Genomic DNA, 16,178 nt, shown 5'->3' on the forward strand with positions numbered 1-16,178 from the left:
CTGTCATTGCCGCTGGGGAGACCGCGCAGTCGGTGACTGAACGCATCAGCGCGGTGACGCTGCGCGAAGGCGCGCGGCCCTGGAGCCCGCTCTGGTGGTGGGGGGCATTCGCGTTCTCGCTGGGACTGCTGGGAATGGGCGTGATCTCGGTGGGATGGCTGTTCTATGCCGGGCTGGGCATCTGGGGCATCGACTGGCCGGTCGTCTGGGGCCTGGATATTCTCAATTACGTCTGGTGGATCGCCATCGCCTCGGGCGGAACGTTCATCTCCGCGCTGTTCTTCCTGCTGGGGGTGGAATGGCGCACGGCGCTGAATCGGCTGGCGGAAAGCCTGACCCTGTGCGCGGCCTTGTGCGCCGCGATCTTTCCCATCCTGCATCTGGGCCGGCCGTGGTTCTTCTACTGGCTGTTTCCCTATCCGAACACGATGGGGTTGTGGGCCCAGTTCCGCAGTCCGCTGGTATGGGATTTCTTCGCGATCCTGACATATGTTCTGGCGTCGACCCTGTTCTGGTATTTCGGGTTGCTGCCGGATCTGGCGACCTTGCGCGACCGGGCGCAAAGCCAGGGGCTGCGCGTATTCTACGGCGTGCTCGCCTTGGGTTTTCGGGGATCGGGTCGGCAGTGGCGGCATTATCGTGCGGTCTATGCCGTCATGGCCGCGCTGATGGCGCCGCTGGTGGTGTCGGTCCACAGCATCGTGGGGATGGATTTCGCGGGCAGTGCCGCCATCGGCTGGCATTCCACGCAGTTTCCGCCTTTCTTCGTGTTCGGTGCGGCCCTGTCGGGGTTTGCGGTCGTGCTGGTGGCCATTCTGCCGCTGCGCGTGCTGCTGGGGTTGCAGGCCTATGTGACGGATCGGCATATCGATGTGCTGGGTCGCCTGTTCCTGACCAGTTCGCTGTGTGTCGCCTATGCCTACCTCATGGATGGCTTTTCCACCTTTTATGGGCCGGACCCGGCGGAGCGGACGATGTTCGTCCTGCGTGTCTTCGGCCTGTATGCGCCGGTCTACTGGGGTACCATCGTCCTGAATATCCTGCTGCCGCAATTGCTGTGGTGGCGTACGGCGCGGCTGACGCCGCCCCTGGTCTGGGGGATCGGGCTGGGCGTGCTGATGGGGATGTGGCTGGAACGGTTCCAGATCATCGTGACCAGTCTGGCGCGTACGCAGATGCCGTCTTCCTGGGGGCAATACACGCCGACGATATGGGAATGGAGCCTGTTTTTCGGCACGATCGGGTTGTTCCTGACGACATTTCTGCTGATCGTGCGACTGATGCCGGTGGTGGCGATGGCGGAAATGCGGGCGATGCTGCGGGGAGGGACGGCATGATCGTCGCGGCCTTCGCCACCGAAGCGGGGATGCGGGAGGCAGCGGCCGAAATGCGGCGCGGCGATCCCGGCTTCATCGAAACCTACATGGCGATGGAACCGTGCGCGGCCGAGGGGGAAGGCGAGGACGGCGCGACGGGCGGCTCGATCCTCCCGGCCGTGATGCTGGTCGGCGGGATCGTGGGTGGCGTGGGGGGCTTTCTGATGCAGGCCTATGCCACGACCGTCAGTTATCCGCAGAATGTCGGCGGCCGACCGGATCTGTCCTGGCCGTCCTATGTGCCCGCGACCTTCGAACTGGCGGTTCTGGGCGCGGTCGTGGCCGGCATGGCCGGCTTTCTGCTGCTGGCCGGGATGCCGCGCCTGTATGACCCGGTCGATGAGGCCGCGTGCCTGCGCGGCGCCATGCTGGGTTCATATGTGCTGGTCGTGCGCCCCGCCGACAGCGCCCGCGCGCGTCGCGTGCTGGCCCGTCACGCGCCGATCGGGATCGATGAGGTGGCGGAATGACGCCGCGTCCTGCGATCGTCTTCGGACTCGCGGCCGTACTGCTGGTTGCGGGCTGCGACGACATGACCAGGCAGAAGAAGCAGAACCCGTATGCCAGCCGCGCGACCGCGCCTGGCGACGTTCCGGCCGGCGTGGTGCAGTACGGCGAGACATCCGCCCCGGTGCCGCCGGTGACGATGGCGCTGCTGGAGCGTGGACGGACCGAATATCACGTCTTCTGCGCGCCCTGTCATGCGGAAACCGGCGATGGGCACGGGATGATCGTGCAGCGTGGCTTCCCCGCGCCGCCGCGGCTGGCCAGTGACGGGCCGCAGCGTATCTACGACGTCATAACCGATGGTCGGGGTGTGATGTATGGTTTCGCCCAACGGATCGCGCCGGACGATCGTTGGGCCGTCGTTGCCTATGTGCATGCGTTGCGGATCAGCCAGCACATGATGCTGTCTGACCTGACGCCGGAACAGCAGGCCACGCGATGATCCGGACCCGGCTCCGCATCGAAGGCGCCGCATGGGCGATCGCCGCGCTGGCAGGGGTGGCGGTGCTGGCCGGGCTGGTCTGGATGCCGCATGCGGTCTACCGCCCGTGGCTGGGGGCGTGTGCCGGATGGCTGGGCTGGCCGCTGGGCAGCATGGCGCTGATCCTGACCCATGCGCTCACGGGCGGACGCTGGGGCGAGATCCTGCTTCCCGCCCTGCGCGCCGGCGTGGCGACCCTGCCGCTGGGAGTGCCGGCGCTGGCTGTGTTGCTGGCTGGGGCGGGGGACCTTTATCCTTGGCTGAACGAGGGCGTCGCCGCGCATCTTGCCAACCGGTTCTATCTGAACCCGCCTTTCGCCCTGCTTCGGATCGCGCTCTATGCCGCGATCTGGGGCGTGCTGGGGGTGCTGTGCCTGCGAGGACAGGGGCTGGCGCGCATCGCGCCGGCGGGGCTGATCCTGCTGGCCCTGACATTCAGTTTCGCCTCCATCGATCTGACGGAATCGCTCGATCCGGGTTTCAGTTCCAGTGCCTATGGACTGATTGCCGCCGCCGGCGCCGGCCTGCTGGCGCTGGCGCTGGCCACGTTGCTGGTTCTGCTGGCAGGTCCGCCGCGAACCGAGCGGCGCGCGCTGCGCGTGTTGGCCCGGCTGCTGCTGGGATTGACGGTGTTGTGGGCCTATCTGGATTTCATGCAGTTCCTGATCATCTGGCAGTCCGACCTGCCGGTGGAGGCTGCCTGGTATGGCCCGCGCCTTCATGGCCGGTGGGGCGCGGTCGCGGTCGGGATTGTGCTGCTGCATTTCCTGCTGCCCTTCGCGCTGCTGATGCTTGCGCCGTTGCAGGTGCGGCGCCCGGCCGTCCTGGGCGCGGCGGGCCTGCTGGTGGTCATGGAGGTGACGCGCAACCTGTGGCTGGTGCTGCCGGGGACGGCGTCGGTTTCGATCCTGCTGACGCTGGCGTCGCTATCGGTGTTCGCGGCCGCCGGGGCGGCGCTTTGCATCCGCGCGATGCGGCGCGAGGTGAGCCATGGGTGACGATCCCGCCCCGGTCGTGTCGCCGCATTTTCCCCGTCCTCGGCATGAGGTACGGGATGTTGCGGTTCGTCCCGTCCTGGTCGCGGGTCTTGGAGTGGGCGTGGTCCTGGTGATGCTGGCGGTGGCGGCCAATCTCCTGTTTCCACAGCGCAGTCTGGACAGATTGCTGGTCACGCCGCTACCGCCGATGGCCGCGCCCGCCCTACAGAGCGATCCGGCCGCCGACATGGCGGCCTTTGGCGCGGCGGATATGGCGCGGCTGGAGAGTTTCGGATGGGTGGACCGCGCACAGGGTGTGGCTCACGTGCCGATCGGCCAGGCGATGCGGCAGGTGGTACGTGAGGGGGTTCCCGATTGGCCCGGCGCGGGGGCGGGGCGGCCATGACGTCGGGGAAGATGATCGGGCGCGCCATCATGGCGGTGCTGATCCTGGCGATCGCCATGCCGGCGTGGGCGGGCACGATGCGGGACCTGGCGTTCACCCAGCGCCAGGGGGCGGCGCTGCCGCTGGATGCGCGCTTCACCGACACGGCGGGACGCACCCTGCCACTGGGCGCGTTCGTCGATGGCCGTCCGGCGATCCTGTCGATCGGCTATTATGAGTGTCCCAATCTCTGCGCGCTGGAACGCGAAGACCTGCTGCATGCGCTGGATGGCAGCGGCCTGAAGACGCCCGACGATTATACGCTGATCGTGGTCAGCATCGACCCCGCCGAAACCGCGCCATTGGCCCGCCAGGCGCGGCAGGACGATCTGGACCGCCATGCCACGCCGGGCGCGGAGCGCGGATGGCACTTTCTGGTCGGGGAGGCGGCGTCGATCCGGCGTCTGGCCGATGCGGTGGGGTTCCATGCGCGGTATGATCCCGTGCTGAAGCAGTATCTCCACCCGATGGGACTGGTCTTCACGACACCGGCCGGCGTGGTCTCGGGCTATGTGCTGGGCGTGGGGTATCGCGCCGGCGATGTCCGCCAGGCTCTGGCGCGGGCCGCTGCGGGCCAGCGTGTCGAGGCGTCGCCGATCCTGCTGTTGTGCTTCCATTATGATGCCGCCACCGGACGCTACACCCTGGCCATTCGCAAGTTGCTGCAACTGGGCGGGCTGATGACGGTGCTGGGGCTGGGCACCCTGCTGGGCGTGGCGCATGGGCGGAGGGCGCGATGAGCTGGCTGCCCGAAGCCTCGGCCCATGCCGCGCGGATCGACCTGCTGCTGGCCGGTCTGACGATCATCAGTCTGGCGGTGCTGGGGCTGGTATTCGGGTTGATGGTGCTGAACGTGATGCGCTTCCGCGCCGGCCGGACGACGGCCGTCGCGCGGGCCGCCGCCGGACATAAGAACTGGTGGTTCGAAATCGCCTGGACCGCGGCGACGCTGGTGATCTTCTTCGGCCTGTTTCTCTGGGCCACGCAACTCTATGTCGTCGGGTTCCGGCCGCCGGCCGATGCGATCCAGATCTATGTCACCGGCAAGCAATGGATGTGGAAGATCCAGTATCCGGGTGGCCAGCGCGAGATCAATGCGCTGCATGTGCCGGCGGGCCGGCCGGTACGCCTACTGATGACGTCGGAAGACGTGATCCATGATTTCTCGGTCCCCGCCCTGCGGATCAAGCATGACGTATTGCCCGGCCGATATCAGAGCCTGTGGTTCACCGCGACGCGGACCGGATCGTTCCGTCTGTACTGCACGCAATTCTGCGGGGTGGGCCATTCCCGCATGACAGGCACGCTGACGGTGCTGGATGCCGCGGATTATGCGGACTGGCTGAACAATGTTCCGGCCAGTGGCAGCCTGGCGATGGAGGGCGAGGCCCTGTTCATCCGCAGCGGGTGCAGCGGCTGCCATGCCTCCAGCCGCTATGCCCCGGATGCGGCGGATGCCAGCCGGGCGCCGTCGATGGTCGGGCTGTACGGCAGCCGGGTGGTGCTGGCGGACGGGCATGCGATCGTGGCCGATGCCGCCTTCCTTCACGATGCGATCCTTGATTCGCCGCGACGGCAGGGGGCCTCGTTCGCGACTGAAATGCCGTCCTTCCGCGGTGTGCTGGGCGAGGAGGATCTGGCCGCGCTGGTCGCTTATTTGCAGACTCTCTCGCCCGCCCTTCCTCCAGACACTGGGAATTGACGCGATGTCGGCAAGCTATCTCTGGCAGGACGGCACCCTGCGATCGTGGCTGCTGACGCGCGACCACAAGCGGATCGCCCTGCTCTATCTGGGGTCGATCACCGCCTTCTTTGCGCTGGGCGGCATCGGCGCGGCGCTGATCCGGCTGCAATTGCTGGAGCCGGCGGGTACCATCCTGTCCGATGCGACCTATAACCGGGTGTTCACCATGCATGGCGTGGTGATGGTGTGGCTGTTCCTGGTGCCGTCGATCCCGGTCACGCTGGGCAATTTCCTGGTTCCGCTGATGCTCGGCGCCCGGGACCTTGCGTTTCCGCGCCTCAACCTCGTCAGTTGGTATCTGTTCGTGGCTTCGGGGCTGCTGGTGCTTTACGGCCTGTTCCGGGGCGGGCTGGAGACTGGCTGGACCTTCTATACCCCGCTTTCGTCGGATTATTCCGAAGGCAGGGTGCTGCCGGTGGTGCTGGGCATCTTCCTCAACGGCTTTTCCTCGATCGCCACGGGAGTGAATTTCATCGTCAGCATCCATCAACTGCGCGCGCCGGGGATGACGTGGTACCGGCTGCCGCTGATGCTGTGGGCGTTGTATGCCACCAGCATCATCTTCGTGCTGGCGACGCCGGTCCTGGGCATCACGCTGCTGCTGCTGGCGTTCGAACGGCTGTTCCGGGTCGGGGTGTTCGACCCGACGCTGGGCGGCGATCCGCTGCTGTTCCAGCAGATGTTCTGGTTCTACTCCCACCCGGCCGTCTACATCATGATCCTGCCCGGCATGGGCGTCGTCAGCGAGATCGTCAGCACCTTCTGCCGCAAGCCGGTCTTCGGCTATCGCTTCGTGGCGTGGTCATCGGTCTCGATCGCGGCGATCGGCTTCATCGTGTGGGGGCACCACATGTTCGTGGCGGGGGAGTCGCTCTACTCCGCGATCGTCTTTTCGATGTTCAGTTTCTTCGTCTCGGTGCCATCGGCCATCAAGGTCTTCAACTGGCTGGGCACGATGCATGGCGGCTCCATCCGGCTGGATGCGCCGATGCTCTATGCGCTGGGCTTTATCGGACTGTTCACGGTGGGGGGGCTGACCGGACTGTTCCTGGCCTCGCTGGCCGCCGACGTGCATCTGACGCAGACCTATTTCGTGGTGGCGCATTTTCACTACATCATGGTCGGCGGCATGGTGTCGGCCTATTTCGGCGGACTGCATTACTGGTGGCCCAAGATCACCGGGCGGATGTATCCCGAAATCTGGGGACGGCTGGCCGCCGCCCTGATCTTCTTCGGCTTCAACCTGACCTTTTTCCCGCAATTCATCCTGGGATTCGAGGGCATGCCACGCCGCTATGCCACCTATCCCGCGCAGTTCCAGGTTCTGAACGTGCTGTCTTCAGCGGGAGCGGGCATCCTGGCCGTCGCTTACGTGATGCCGCTGGTCTATTTTACCTGGTCGCTGTTTCGCGGCGCGCGCGCGCCCGACAATCCGTGGGGGGCGACGGGCTTGGAATGGCGGACCTCGTCGCCGCCACCGGTGGAGAATTTCGCCGAGACGCCGGTCGTGACCACCGATGCCTATGATTACGGGGACATGGATGCCCGTACCGGCGTCGCGGACGCGGGAGGGCGGCATCATGTCTGACGGTGCCGTCCTGGACCGCCACGCGCCGTATGAGACGACCCTGCATCGCGACGAGACGGCGATTGCCGGCATGTGGCTGTTCCTGGCCAGCGAGACGCTGCTGTTCGGCGGTCTGTTCCTGGTCTGCCTGGTTTATTCGCAGACGCGTGCCGACGGGTGGGCGGAGGGGGTGCGCCATACGAACCTGGCGATCGGGGCGGTCAACACGCTGGTCCTGATCACCAGCAGCGCAATCTATACGATGGCGGTGGAAGCGGGGAGGCGCGGCGACAATCGCCGGGTGATGCGGTTCGGACTCGGGGCCGCGGTGCTGGGTCTGGCGTTTCTGGTGCTGAAGGGCGTGGAATGGGGGCAGGAATTCAGCGAGAACCTGTTTCCGGGACCGCATTTCGCGCTTCATGGCCCGAATGCCCGAGCCGCCGAACTGTTCTACAGCTTCTATTTCCTGGCGACCTTCCTGCATGGGATGCACATGGTGGTCGGAATCGGGTTGATCCTGTGGATCGGCCGCAAGGCGCATCAGGGGGCGTTCAGTGCGGCATGGAGCACGCCCGTCGATGTCGTGGGACTGTATTGGAGCTTCGTCGACCTGGTCTGGATGCTGCTGTTCCCGCTGCTGTATCTGATCGGGCGGGCGTAATGGCGCGCATCGGCATCTGCTGGGGCATGCTGGTCCTGCTGCTGGCGGCGGAGCTGGCGGCCGCGCGGGCGGGTTTCGGTGCCGCCGTGTGCGTGGCAGCGATCCTGATGGTTCTGGTCATTGTGCTGGGCTTCATGCGGATCCTGCGCGGACCGCCGCTTGCGATCATCTTCGCGCTCGGCGGGCTGTTCTGGCTGACGATCCTGCTTGCGCTGGGCAGCCTGGACAGTTTTACCCGCACCGTCGTGCCGGTGGCCGGAGCCGCTGCATATGGTCCCGTCGTGCGCGGGGGCGCGGCAGGCCAGACGAAGGGCGGATAGTTTCATGAAAGATACACGGAAGAAATAGTCGGATACGGCTAGACAAGGCGCGTCCTTCATCAGGGTAGGTTGCTTGCGATGAACGTGATTCTCAATGATCGACTCGCATCCGCCAGCTACAGGGCCGTCTTTGTTTCGGACGTGCATCTTGGAACGCGCGATTGCCGGGCCGACCTGCTGGCGGAATTCCTGAGCAATCTGACCTGCCAGCGCCTGTATCTGGTCGGCGATATCATCGACGGCTGGAAGTTGAAGCGGTCGTGGTTCTGGAACAGCCATCATGACGATGTGCTGAATCTGATCCTGCGCATGGGGCGCAGCGGGACCGAGATCATCTATATCCCCGGCAACCATGACGAGATGTTCCGTCGCTGGCTGCCGCATGAACTTGAAGTCGCCGGCATCAGGCTGTGCGGCGAGGCCGAGCACGTGACCGCGACCGGACGGAAATTCCTGGTTCTGCATGGGGACGAATTCGACAGCGTGGTGCGCTATGCGCCCTTTCTGGCGATGCTGGGGGACCGGGCCTATACGCTGGCTCTGATCGTCAACCGCTGGTTCAACCTGGCGCGGCGCAAGCTGGGCCTGCCTTACCGTTCGCTGTCGCAATGGCTGAAGCAGCAGGTCAAGAGCGCGGTCATGGCCATCGACCGGTTCGAGACCGCGGTTGCCGACGAGGCGCGGCGGCGGGGCATGGATGGGGTGATCTGCGGCCATATCCATCATGCCGTGATCAAGGATCTGGGGGGTGTGGTGTACATGAACGACGGCGACTGGGTCGAAAGTTGCAGCGCGCTGGTCGAGCATCATGACGGCAGCATGGAGCTGCTGGATGTGACCGACGTCCGCAACCGGTTCCCGGCGCCTGCGCCGCTGGCATCGCGCCTGTTCGCCGGTGCGTGAGTGACGGGGGCATGGTTGCCGCCTTGTCGCAGCACGTCCCGCTGGAAACGCCCCTGCGCATTCTGATGATCAGCGATGCCTGGTATCCGCAGGTCAACGGTGTGGTGCGCACCCTCTCGCGCCTGCGGGATACGTTGACCGACATGGGGCATACGGTCGACATCATCGGTCCGCACCTGTTTCGTACCGTCCCGTGCCCGACTTACCCCGAAATCCGGCTGTGCCTGCTGCCCGGCCGCCGGTTGGCGCGGCTGATCGAAGCCTTTCAGCCGGATGCGATCCATATCGTGACCGAGGGGCCGCTGGGCCTGGCCGCGCGGCGCTGGGGGCGGCGGAACGGGCGGTGCTTCACCTCGTCGTTCCATACGCGGTTTCCGGAATATATTCATGTCCGTACCGGGTTCTCGACGAGGCTTCCTTATCGGTTCCTGCGCTGGTTCCATGGCGCGGCGGCGCTGACGCTGGTTCCGACCGCCAGCCTGCTCGAGGATCTGCGCGAACGGGGATTCGCGCATCTGGAATGCTGGACCCGGGGCGTCGATGCCGACCGGTTTCACCCCGATGCGGTCGCGATCGACTGGCATGGCCGGTATGGGGTGCGCGGCCCGTATCTTCTGTATGTCGGGCGGGTGGCGGTAGAGAAGAATCTGGAGGCGTTCCTGTCGCTGGATCTGCCCGGTACCCGAATCGTGGTGGGGGATGGGCCGGACCGGGCGGCGCTGGCCGCGCGCTATCCGGGTGTACTGTTCACCGGCTACCTGACCGGCGCTGACCTGGCGGCAGCGTATGCCGCCAGCGATGTGTTCGTGTTTCCCAGCCTTACGGACACGTTCGGGCTGGTGATCCTGGAGGCGCTGGCCTGCGGCGTGCCGGTCGCGGCGTTCGACGTGACGGGGCCGCGCGACATCCTGCCGCCGGGAATCTCGGCGGTCGGTGCCATCGGGCCGGACCTGCGCCGCAATATCCTGGCCGCCTTGCGGGCGGATCGCGCCGCCTGCCGCGCCTATGCCGCGCGGTTCAGTTGGGAGGCCTGCGCGCGCATGTTCCTGGGCGCGGTAATCCGGGCCCAGCGGCCCCCCGGCGCGGGGAATCGCGTCGCGCGGTGAACGGTCGACGCGGCGCGGCGTTTTGGCCGCATGGGGTCCGCGCGGATGGACCGCAGGCTGAAAACACCGTAACGGAGCCGGATGCCGAGGGTCGTCCCGGCGCCGTGTGGAAGGACCGATCGTCATGGAAGGCATCATTGCCGTTGTTACGGGCCTGTTGGTGGGTCTGTTCGGCCTGATCCTGACGGCGGTTGCCGCGATCGAGCATCTGGCCCGGCAGATCCTGGCCAGTGTGGGCATCGTGGGCGAGTTGCAGACCGCGCTGTTGATCATTCTTCTGGTCAGTCTCGCGATCGGTGCCTTCCGGCTGTTCGGGGGTGTGTTTGCCGTCCTGATCGGCCTGGTGCTGATGCTGATCCTGCTTCATGCGCTCCTGACTACGGCGGGCGTGCCCGTGCATTGACCGCCACGTCCATTCGTCCGGCGATGTCCGACCGGGCGTCTATCGTTGCCGGCGGAATGCGACGCGGCGCGACAGGTCCGCCGACATCTGGCGCATGGAGGCGACGTAGCCGGGCCGAGACCTGGCCTGGTCGCCCGTCCAGGTGACGCGCCTTGGTGATGTCGGCGAACGGCCATGGCGATCGGCGGCGCAGGCGGGCCGCCTGGTCGCGATCCAGTCGCGGATGAGGATATGCCCGATGATTCCGGCTGCGTATACCATCGACGAGGCCCTCCACCTCAGGGGTTCCGGAGGGGGAACTCGGAACCGCCAGCAAAGTTCAGACACAAACCCGGGAACGACCCGATGTGCTGCGTTTTGCCGGATATCGTGGGACGGCCCTGCTACCAGGCCTGTCCGAACAGCAGGACGCCGGCATAGAGCACGATCAGGGCGACGATCCCGCCGACCATGACGGTCCAGTAGCCGATTGAACGGGGTGGCGCGGCGGAGACGCCGCGGGTGATCGTATGGGTCATGGCTGCCTCCCTTGCCGAAGGTCGTCTGCACGACGTCTTCGTGCCGGAGGACGTGGGGTGTCCTGCCTGGGGAACAAGGCGTGTTCCGCGATCACATCCGCACGATCCGGCGGGGAGATTTTCTTGCCGGGTGCCGGGAAACGCTGGCATGCTGCCGGCCCGACCGCTGCGACAAGGATGGTTTCATATGCGTGTGCGCCTGCTTCTTTCCAGCCTTACCGTCATTGCGCTGATCGGCGTTTCGGCGCCGGTTTCCGCCGCCGCGCCGTGCCGGGATGCCAAGGGCAAGTTTACGACCTGCCCCAAGCCGAAACCCGCCAAATGCCGCGATGAAAAGGGGCGTTATGTCAAATGCGCGGCTCCGCCTGCCAGTCCCGGCTGACGGGGCGACGCTTCTATTGTCGCAGGGTCGTGCCGTTCACGATCCCGCCCGGCGTCAGGTATAGCTGGCGATAGGCCGCTCCGACATGGGGGTGCGTGGCGCGCCATAGCCCCGCCAGGTCGACCAGGCCGCAGAGCAGGCCAAGCATCGCCAGCCCCAGCAGGCGTGTGCGTCCATCGCGCCGGGAGCGTTCAGGCAAGAAAGCGCCTCCCATGCAGCCAACTGTCCGCGAACACGCAATCCAGTACCAGGCAGAGCAGGATCAGCCACCGCCGCCAGCTTGGGGGGGCTCGATCGGCCATGATGGTGAGCAGCATGCCGGCAAGCGGGTTGCCCAGCACGATCCGATGGATCGACATGATCCCAGCACTGCCGGCCAGCAGGAAGGTCGCCAGGAGCGTGCAGCTTTCCATGCGCCAGCCGATGCGCAGTCCCCAGCCGATCAGTCCGATTTCGAGCAGCGCGGCAATGGCCAGATGCAGCGTTCGGCGGTGGGTGAAACCGTAGCCGATCCAGAAGGATGGCAGATGCGGCTGATGCCCCCACGCGGCCTGCACATGGGCGAAGGCCAGCCCGTCGCCGAGCAGGTGGTCGAGAAAGAAGATGAACGACGCCAGGCCGGTTCCGCCTGCCAGGATCACCACCCCGCCTTCGACCAGGCGGGTCGGCCGGCCGGCGCCTGGGGCGCGCATGCCGGGAGCGAAGGCGTGGAACAGGGCGGCGACGATCACGCAGACCAGGCCCGTGGGGCGTGTCAGACATAGCAGGGCCGCCAGCAGCATGGCCGCCAATGTCCGCCCCCGCGCCAGGACCATCAGCATCCCCAGCAGCAGCACGCCGTACAGGCATTCCGTATAGGGAAGCCGAAACCAGAAGCCGGTGGGTAGAATCAGGAACATCACCGTGCGAAACGGACCGTTCGCCCCGTCGTCACCCACCCGGTCGCGCATATAGGTTGCGGCGAGCAGGACGAGCACGGGAAACAGGATGGCGCCGATCGCCAGGCCGGCCGCGTGCGCGCCCAGGCCGGTCAGGTCGATCATGGCCCGCAGCAGCAACGGATAGAGCGGAAAGAACGCCCAGGAGGCCTGGCCGTAATCGTCGGAGGTCCAGCGCGGCGGCATATCGTATCCGTTGCGCGCGATCTGTTCGTACCAGCCGCAATCCCATTGGCACATCGCGCGGTCGATTCCGCCGAGCGGCTGGGCTCCGGCTGCCAGAAGCAGCAGCAGCGTGACATGCAGCGGCAGGATCCAGCGCGTTCCATCCTGCGCGAGTCCGGACGGCATGAAGCGGTTCCTGCCGATGATCCCGTATGCCATATCCCTTCGCGCCTCGCTTCAACGAGAGAACGACATACTATGACACAATATAATTGGGCGGGAAGATATTCGGAAGGACGTAAATACGCTTTGTTGACATTTGTCGAGATTGAAAAAGTTTTATTGAAACTGACATGAATGGAAAACAATATGATAATTTTTTTACTTTTGTGATTTTAATGATGCGGTAGGTAGTGATTTTTCTACGTATAGATGACAAGTTTCTTTGGCATAAATGTTTCGATAATTAAATAAAATCGGACGGAATTTGATGGCGAGCGAGAAATCTCAACAATATGACGAATTCAATTGGCGATTGCGACGTTCCATGTCGGTTCGCTGGCCCGTACGCGAAAGTGGCGTGGGGTGTATTGAGCTATGTCGTGGGGCATTTTTACTTGGTGTATGGCTGGTATGTGGAGAAAGTGTGCGCGGGCGACCCGTCGAACATTGCGGGATACCGGTAGCGTGGCATAAGAAACGCTCGGGTGGCAGGTCGGGTGCGACAGCCGCCGCGAGCGTCTCCAGGCGGTCCTGAATGTTCTGTGCGAGAGGATCGCCAGGGTGGAGAAATGTTTCATGAGGGAGCCGGCGTTGCAGGGTGGGCCGTCATCTCTTTCTTCGGTCCTGAACGCGCTGGCCGACGGCGTGGTGATGGTCGACGACGGTGGAAAGGTGACGTTCGTCAATGACGCCGCCGTGGCGATGTGCGGCGGACGGGCCGAATCGTGGATCGGGCAACCGGCGCGCGCCATGGTGCCGGCGCTGGACCTGACGTTGGGCGCGGGCCGTCGCGAACTGCGGCTCTTTCGGCCTGGTTCGCCGGGCCTGTGGGTGGAAGCGGCCGTGGCGCGCGAGGGTGCGCCAGGCGCCGCGGGCTGGGTCGTGAGCCTGCGGGACGTGACGGCGGACGTCAGTCGGCGCGAGGCGGGGCATCTTTGCTCCGCCGTCGTCAATCGTACCGATCGCGGTGTGATGGTCCTCGATGGCCTGGACCGGATAACCTATGTCAATCCGGCCTTCACACATCTGCTGGGCTATCGTTCGGACGATGTCCTGTTGCGCGATGTCTCGGTCGTCCTGTCGGCGGAAGAGAGCGACATGTCGGTCCTGCGCGAATTCCGCTACAATCTGCGTGCCCGCAGGGCGTTCGAGATCGACCTGCGGGCACGGTCGCGCGCGGGGTGCGAGATCTGGCTGAGTACCGCCGTCAGCCCGGTGCGTGACGATGGCGCGGCGAGTGGCGATGTCATCGTCATCCTGGCCGACAACACCCAGGCGATGGCATTGCGCGGCCTGCGCCAGGACGTGACGACGGCCCTGAGCGGCGCCACGGATTTCAATGACGTCATGCTGCTGATCTGCCGGCGGATCGAGGCGATCTCGCCGGATGTGCTGGTGTCGATCATCCTGGTCACCGAGGAGGGAACGGCCTGGATGGCGGGCAGGGGCGCGATGCCGGAATCGTTTGCCTTGGCCTGCGACGGCATGATCGTCGGACCGATGGTGGGGACCTGCGGCGCCGCGATCTGTTCGGGCCATGAGGTCCTGACCTCCGATATCGAGACCGATCCGCGCTGGACGCCGGCCCTGCGCGACGCGGTGCGTCCGCTGGGACTGATCGCGTGCTGGTCGGTGCCGGTGCGTATGCGCGACGGCACGGTTGTCGGCACGATGGCCCTGTATTTCCGGGATCGGCGGGAACCGACGCTGTGGCATCGTCGGGTCGTGGATGCCTGTATCCATTTCTGCACCCTGGCGGTCGAGCAGGAGCGCGCGCGGGCGCGAATCGCGCAACTGGCGCATTACGATGCGGCCACCGGCCTGCCCAACCGGACCTGGCTGCGCGACCATCTGGCCGGCTTGCAGGACAGGCCGGGATGGTGTGGCCTGACCCTGATCGCGGTCGATCTCGACCAGTTCCGGACGATCCGCGATGGGCTGGGAGGGGCCGGCGCGGACGAATTGCTGGAGACGGTCGCCCGGCGGCTGAAGCGGGCGGTGGGGAACGATGGTACCCTGACCCGGACCGGCGATGATGAGTTTTCGATCGTGACGGGGTGCGGTCGGACGCCCGGAGGCTCAGGCTGCTGCCCGGACGGCGACGGATTCCAGGCCGTCGATCATGCGGCCGTGCTGGCCGGAGCCGTTGTGCGGGCCATGGCGGTTCCGTTCGTCATCAACGGCGTGCCGGTGACCTCGGGGGTCAGCATCGGCATCTGCGCCGGCGGCGAGAAGGGGGGCACCGTCGATACGCTGCTGCGCAACACGCGGATCGCCGTGTCCCGCGCCCGGGATGCGGGCGGGAATTGCTATCGCTTCTTCAGTCCCGCGATGAACCTGCGGGCGCACGACCGCCTCATTCTCAGTAGCGTGTTGGGGACGGCGCTGGCGTCCGAGCGGTTGCGCCTGGTGTATCAACCCCAGGTTTCGCCCCGTACCGGCGCCATCCACGGGGTCGAGGCGCTGGCGCGCTGGCATGATTCGGCGCGTGGCGAGATCCCGCCGGTGCGCTTTATTCCGCTGGCCGAGGAATCCGGCCTGATCCAGGTGCTGGGCGAGTGGGCGTTGCGGCTGGCTTGCCGGCAGATGGCACGATGGATGGCCGACGATGTCGGGATTCCGTCGGTTTCGGTCAATCTGTCCGCGCGGCATTTCCGCGAGCCGGGCCTGCCGTCGATGATTGCCGGCATCCTGCGGGAAACCGGCATTCCAGCCAGCCGCCTGATGGTGGAAATGACCGAGAGTACGATGATCGCCGACCTGGACAGCGCGATCGCGGCGGCGCGGGCGATTCGCGCGCTGGGGGTCGGCCTGTCGATGGACGATTTCGGCACCGGCTTTTCCACGCTGGCGAATCTGGTCAATCTGCCGCTGAGCGAAGTGAAGATCGACCGCAGCTTCGTGGACGGGATGGACCGGGTCGAGGAAAGCCGCCTGATCGTCAACGCGGTTGTCGGGATCGGGCGCCATCTGGGCATGTCGATCGTGGCCGAGGGGGTCGAGACCGCGCGGCAGCTTGAGATTCTGGACGAAGTGGGGTGCCCTGCCGTGCAGGGCTTCCTGATCTCCCATCCGCTGGAAGCCGAGCAACTGCCGGATTGGGTGCGGACGTGGCACCAGTCGCATGCGGCCTCGCTGGTGCGGCTGCCGGTGGCCTGACGCGCGTTTTGTGCCTGTGCCACCGGATGTCATAAAAACTTAATTGCCCTGCCGATCCTGTCCGATTGAAGCCCGAGGGGGCGAAATGTATTGGATGAACGGATTGAAGGTCGGCATCGGGAAGAGATGAATGCAGCGGATGCCGCGATCCCCGGACCTGGCTCCGGTGGGACGAAACGAACACGCAGAGATCGGCGACCGGATATTTGCGGGGCTTGTGCGCCTGTGCGGATGGCTGATGCTTGCTCTTCTGGGTGGGTTGATTGCGGTTTTGGCGTGGGGTGGGGTTTCCGCGTGGTCGTCG

Annotated in this window: 19 protein-coding genes; 15 read left to right on the forward strand and 4 right to left on the reverse strand. The window is 65.6% G+C overall.

Features of this window, described 5'->3' with window-relative positions; translation table 11 throughout:
- Positions 1-32: 32 nt before the first annotated feature.
- From nrfD to HLH48_RS12675, 13 genes are all read left to right on the forward strand, one after another.
- Positions 33-1,337 (forward strand): NrfD/PsrC family molybdoenzyme membrane anchor subunit, encoded by a 1,305-nt coding sequence (gene nrfD, locus HLH48_RS12615; protein ID WP_264812512.1) that lies wholly within the window; start codon positions 33-35, stop codon positions 1,335-1,337.
- Positions 1,334-1,846 (forward strand): DUF3341 domain-containing protein, encoded by a 513-nt coding sequence (locus HLH48_RS12620; protein WP_182997867.1) that lies wholly within the window; start codon positions 1,334-1,336, stop codon positions 1,844-1,846. The genes nrfD and HLH48_RS12620 overlap by 4 nt, the downstream gene beginning before the upstream one ends.
- Complete coding sequence (locus tag HLH48_RS12625) at positions 1,843-2,325, forward strand: c-type cytochrome (RefSeq protein ID WP_182997868.1); 483 nt, start codon at positions 1,843-1,845, stop codon at positions 2,323-2,325. Before HLH48_RS12620 ends, HLH48_RS12625 begins: the two co-directional genes overlap by 4 nt.
- Positions 2,322-3,362 (forward strand): hypothetical protein, encoded by a 1,041-nt coding sequence (locus HLH48_RS12630; protein WP_182997869.1) that lies wholly within the window; start codon positions 2,322-2,324, stop codon positions 3,360-3,362. The genes HLH48_RS12625 and HLH48_RS12630 overlap by 4 nt, the downstream gene beginning before the upstream one ends.
- Positions 3,355-3,747, forward strand: coding sequence for a hypothetical protein (locus HLH48_RS12635; protein WP_182997870.1), 393 nt, complete (start codon positions 3,355-3,357; stop codon positions 3,745-3,747). The genes HLH48_RS12630 and HLH48_RS12635 overlap by 8 nt, the downstream gene beginning before the upstream one ends.
- Positions 3,744-4,526, forward strand: a complete 783-nt coding sequence (locus tag HLH48_RS12640) for an SCO family protein (RefSeq protein WP_182997871.1) — start codon at positions 3,744-3,746, stop codon at positions 4,524-4,526. The genes HLH48_RS12635 and HLH48_RS12640 overlap by 4 nt, the downstream gene beginning before the upstream one ends.
- Entirely contained in the window at positions 4,523-5,488 is a 966-nt protein-coding gene (gene coxB / locus HLH48_RS12645; RefSeq protein ID WP_182997872.1) for a cytochrome c oxidase subunit II, read from the forward strand. The genes HLH48_RS12640 and coxB overlap by 4 nt, the downstream gene beginning before the upstream one ends.
- Before the next feature lie 4 nt (positions 5,489-5,492).
- Complete coding sequence (ctaD, locus tag HLH48_RS12650; RefSeq protein ID WP_182997873.1) at positions 5,493-7,118, forward strand: cytochrome c oxidase subunit I; 1,626 nt, start codon at positions 5,493-5,495, stop codon at positions 7,116-7,118.
- On the forward strand, positions 7,111-7,758 hold the full coding sequence (locus HLH48_RS12655; RefSeq protein WP_182997874.1) for a cytochrome c oxidase subunit 3: 648 nt from the start codon (positions 7,111-7,113) through the stop codon (positions 7,756-7,758). Before ctaD ends, HLH48_RS12655 begins: the two co-directional genes overlap by 8 nt.
- Positions 7,758-8,078 (forward strand): hypothetical protein, encoded by a 321-nt coding sequence (locus tag HLH48_RS12660; protein ID WP_246387290.1) that lies wholly within the window; start codon positions 7,758-7,760, stop codon positions 8,076-8,078. The genes HLH48_RS12655 and HLH48_RS12660 overlap by 1 nt, the downstream gene beginning before the upstream one ends.
- A 78-nt stretch (positions 8,079-8,156) precedes the next feature.
- On the forward strand, positions 8,157-8,981 hold the full coding sequence (locus HLH48_RS12665) for a UDP-2,3-diacylglucosamine diphosphatase (protein ID WP_182997875.1): 825 nt from the start codon (positions 8,157-8,159) through the stop codon (positions 8,979-8,981).
- Between the two features lie 11 nt (positions 8,982-8,992).
- Complete coding sequence (locus HLH48_RS12670) at positions 8,993-10,087, forward strand: glycosyltransferase family 4 protein (RefSeq protein WP_220795105.1); 1,095 nt, start codon at positions 8,993-8,995, stop codon at positions 10,085-10,087.
- 124 nt (positions 10,088-10,211) lie between these two features.
- Positions 10,212-10,490, forward strand: a complete 279-nt coding sequence (locus HLH48_RS12675; protein ID WP_182997876.1) for a hypothetical protein — start codon at positions 10,212-10,214, stop codon at positions 10,488-10,490.
- A gap of 39 nt (positions 10,491-10,529) precedes the next feature.
- Here the strand turns inward: HLH48_RS12675 and HLH48_RS12680 are convergent, their stop codons facing one another.
- A complete protein-coding gene (locus HLH48_RS12680) occupies positions 10,530-10,751 on the reverse strand; it encodes a hypothetical protein (RefSeq protein ID WP_182997877.1) in 222 nt (73 codons plus the stop codon).
- 122 nt (positions 10,752-10,873) lie between these two features.
- On the reverse strand, positions 10,874-11,008 hold the full coding sequence (locus HLH48_RS23560) for a hypothetical protein (protein ID WP_264812515.1): 135 nt from the start codon (positions 11,006-11,008) through the stop codon (positions 10,874-10,876).
- A gap of 187 nt (positions 11,009-11,195) precedes the next feature.
- Here HLH48_RS23560 and HLH48_RS12685 point away from each other — a divergent pair, with 187 nt between their 5' ends.
- The gene (locus HLH48_RS12685; RefSeq protein ID WP_182997878.1) at positions 11,196-11,390 is read left to right on the forward strand and encodes a hypothetical protein; all 195 of its coding nucleotides are present in this window, start codon (positions 11,196-11,198) and stop codon (positions 11,388-11,390) included.
- Between the two features lie 13 nt (positions 11,391-11,403).
- Here HLH48_RS12685 and HLH48_RS12690 read toward each other — a convergent pair whose 3' ends face one another.
- Together HLH48_RS12690 and HLH48_RS12695 are read right to left on the reverse strand one after the other, a co-directional pair.
- A complete protein-coding gene (locus HLH48_RS12690; protein WP_182997879.1) occupies positions 11,404-11,589 on the reverse strand; it encodes a hypothetical protein in 186 nt (61 codons plus the stop codon).
- On the reverse strand, positions 11,582-12,679 hold the full coding sequence (locus HLH48_RS12695) for a hypothetical protein (RefSeq protein WP_246387291.1): 1,098 nt from the start codon (positions 12,677-12,679) through the stop codon (positions 11,582-11,584). The genes HLH48_RS12690 and HLH48_RS12695 overlap by 8 nt, the downstream gene beginning before the upstream one ends.
- A 612-nt stretch (positions 12,680-13,291) precedes the next feature.
- Here HLH48_RS12695 and HLH48_RS12700 point away from each other — a divergent pair.
- Positions 13,292-15,874 carry an EAL domain-containing protein gene (locus HLH48_RS12700; RefSeq protein ID WP_246387292.1) on the forward strand — a complete coding sequence of 861 codons (2,583 nt, stop codon included), beginning with the start codon at positions 13,292-13,294 and terminating at the stop codon, positions 15,872-15,874.
- The last annotated feature ends 304 nt before the right edge of the window (positions 15,875-16,178 follow it).

It is taken from the genome of Gluconacetobacter sacchari (assembly GCF_014174255.1).
GTDB classification, from domain to species: Bacteria; Pseudomonadota; Alphaproteobacteria; order Acetobacterales; family Acetobacteraceae; genus Gluconacetobacter; species Gluconacetobacter sacchari.

Excerpts from the sequence above, each read along its gene's own strand:
- HLH48_RS12620 (WP_182997867.1), top strand. The coding sequence starts at position 1,334 with ATGATCGTCGCGGCCTTCGCCACCGAAGCGGGGATGCGGGAGGCAGCG.
- HLH48_RS12625 (WP_182997868.1), top strand. The coding sequence starts at position 1,843 with ATGACGCCGCGTCCTGCGATCGTCTTCGGACTCGCGGCCGTACTGCTG.
- HLH48_RS12630 (WP_182997869.1), top strand. The coding sequence starts at position 2,322 with ATGATCCGGACCCGGCTCCGCATCGAAGGCGCCGCATGGGCGATCGCC.
- HLH48_RS12635 (WP_182997870.1), top strand. The coding sequence starts at position 3,355 with ATGGGTGACGATCCCGCCCCGGTCGTGTCGCCGCATTTTCCCCGTCCT.
- HLH48_RS12640 (WP_182997871.1), top strand. The coding sequence starts at position 3,744 with ATGACGTCGGGGAAGATGATCGGGCGCGCCATCATGGCGGTGCTGATC.
- coxB (WP_182997872.1), top strand. The coding sequence starts at position 4,523 with ATGAGCTGGCTGCCCGAAGCCTCGGCCCATGCCGCGCGGATCGACCTG.
- ctaD (WP_182997873.1), top strand. The coding sequence starts at position 5,493 with ATGTCGGCAAGCTATCTCTGGCAGGACGGCACCCTGCGATCGTGGCTG.
- HLH48_RS12655 (WP_182997874.1), top strand. The coding sequence starts at position 7,111 with ATGTCTGACGGTGCCGTCCTGGACCGCCACGCGCCGTATGAGACGACC.
- HLH48_RS12660 (WP_246387290.1), top strand. The coding sequence starts at position 7,758 with ATGGCGCGCATCGGCATCTGCTGGGGCATGCTGGTCCTGCTGCTGGCG.
- HLH48_RS12665 (WP_182997875.1), top strand. The coding sequence starts at position 8,157 with ATGAACGTGATTCTCAATGATCGACTCGCATCCGCCAGCTACAGGGCC.
- HLH48_RS12670 (WP_220795105.1), top strand. The coding sequence starts at position 8,993 with ATGGTTGCCGCCTTGTCGCAGCACGTCCCGCTGGAAACGCCCCTGCGC.
- HLH48_RS12675 (WP_182997876.1), top strand. The coding sequence starts at position 10,212 with ATGGAAGGCATCATTGCCGTTGTTACGGGCCTGTTGGTGGGTCTGTTC.
- HLH48_RS12680 (WP_182997877.1), bottom strand. The coding sequence starts at position 10,751 with ATGGTATACGCAGCCGGAATCATCGGGCATATCCTCATCCGCGACTGG.
- HLH48_RS23560 (WP_264812515.1), bottom strand. The coding sequence starts at position 11,008 with ATGACCCATACGATCACCCGCGGCGTCTCCGCCGCGCCACCCCGTTCA.
- HLH48_RS12685 (WP_182997878.1), top strand. The coding sequence starts at position 11,196 with ATGCGTGTGCGCCTGCTTCTTTCCAGCCTTACCGTCATTGCGCTGATC.
- HLH48_RS12695 (WP_246387291.1), bottom strand. The coding sequence starts at position 12,679 with ATGCCGTCCGGACTCGCGCAGGATGGAACGCGCTGGATCCTGCCGCTG.
- HLH48_RS12700 (WP_246387292.1), top strand. The coding sequence starts at position 13,292 with ATGAGGGAGCCGGCGTTGCAGGGTGGGCCGTCATCTCTTTCTTCGGTC.